Consider the following 1803-nt stretch of genomic DNA (forward strand, 5'->3'; position numbering starts at 1 on the left):
TTAGCAATCGTCGCGGTCAACGTTACCATTGCATCGCCAGATCCGTATGCTGGACGAGTGATTGCTCCGGTTGTTGCGTTGATGGCTGCATTATCGGACGACCATGTAACTGTCGTTCCGTTCTGCCCTGTTGCTGGCAGTGTTACTGTTTGCGTTACGTTTGTAACTGTATCGCCGACACCGTAACCAACTTCCAACACCGTTTTCGCTGCGGTTACCGCTTGTGCGTCTGTTTGTGCCAGCTGAGGCACGGTCAGCGTGAACGTCTTGGTCTCGCTTGCTGTGCCTTTAGCAATCGTCGCGGTCAACGTTACCATTGCATCGCCAGATCCGTATGCTGGACGAGTGATTGCTCCGGTTGTTGCGTTGATGGCTGCATTATCGGACGACCATGTAACTATCGTTCCGTTTAGACCTGTTGCTGGCAGTGTTACTGTCTGCGTTACATTTGAAACTGTATCGCCGACACCGTACGTGATTGCCAGTGCGGTCTTCGCTGCGCTAACTGCTTGCGAATCCGTTTGGGCCAGTTCCACAACAGTCAGCGTAAATGTTTTTGTTTCGCTAGCTGTTCCTTTAGCAATCGTTGCAGTCAACGTTACCGTTGCATCGCCAGATCCGTATGCCGGACGAGTAATTGCTCCGGTTGTTGCGTTGATGGCTGCATCGTTGGACGACCATGTGACTGTCGTTCCGTTTAGACCTGATGCTGGCAGTGTTACTGTTTGCGTTACGTTTGTAACTGTATCGCCGACACCGTACGTGATTGCCAGTGCGGTCTTCGCTTCGCTAACTGCTTGTGAATCCGTTTGGGCCAGTTCCACAACAGTCAGCGTAAATGTTTTGGTCTCGCTTGCTGTGCCTTTAGCAATCGTCGCGGTCAACGTTACCGTTGCATTTCCCGATCCGTATGCCGGACGAGTAACTGCACCTGTCGTTGCGTTGATGGCTACATTATTCGATGACCACGAAATCGTCACGCCGTTCAGTCCTGTTGCCGCCAGCGTCACTGCTTGCGTTACACTTGCAGCTGTTTCGCCGCTACCGTAACCAATTTCTAACACCGTTTTCGCTGCGGTTACCGCTTGCGCGTCTGTTTGTGCCAGCTGAGGCACGGTCAGCGTGAACGTCTTGGTCTCGCTTGCTGTGCCTTTAGCAATCGTCGCGGTCAACGTTACCGTTGCATTTCCCGATCCGTATGCCGGACGAGTAACTGCACCTGTCGTTGCGTTGATGGCTACATTATTCGATGACCACGAAATCGTCACGCCGTTCAGTCCTGTTGCCGCCAGCGTCACTGCTTGCGTTACACTTGCAGCTGTTTCGCCGCTACCGTAACCAATTTCTAACACCGTTTTCGCTGCGGTTACCGCTTGCGCGTCTGTTTGTGCCAGCTGAGGCACGGTCAGCGTGAACGTCTTGGTCTCGCTTGCTGTGCCTTTAGCAATCGTCGCAGTCAACGTTACCGTTGCATCGCCCAATCCGTATGCCGGACGAGTAACCGCACCTGTCGTTGCGTTGATTGCTGCATCATCGGATGACCACGAAATGATCACTCCGTTCTGCCCTGTTGCCGCCAGCGTCACTGCTTGCGTTACACTTGCAGCTGTTTCGCCGCTACCGTAACCAACTTCTAACACCGCTTTCGCTGCGGTTACCGCCTGAGCGTCTGTTTGTGCCAGCTGCGGCACCGTCAGCGTGAACGTCTTGGTCTCGCTTGCTGCGCCCTTAGTGATCGTCGCAGTCAGCGTTACTGTCGCATCGCCCAAACCATATGATCGACGCGTTACCGCACCTGTCGTT

Annotated in this window: 1 protein-coding gene; it reads right to left on the reverse strand. The window is 53.7% G+C overall.

Annotation, left to right across the window (positions count from 1 at the left end; genetic code table 11):
- A partial coding sequence (locus AC0YNS_RS31655) for an immunoglobulin-like domain-containing protein (RefSeq protein WP_475784849.1) occupies positions 1 to 1803 on the reverse strand: 1803 nt, incomplete at both ends.

It is taken from the genome of Paenibacillus sp. J22FR21 (assembly GCF_056269135.1).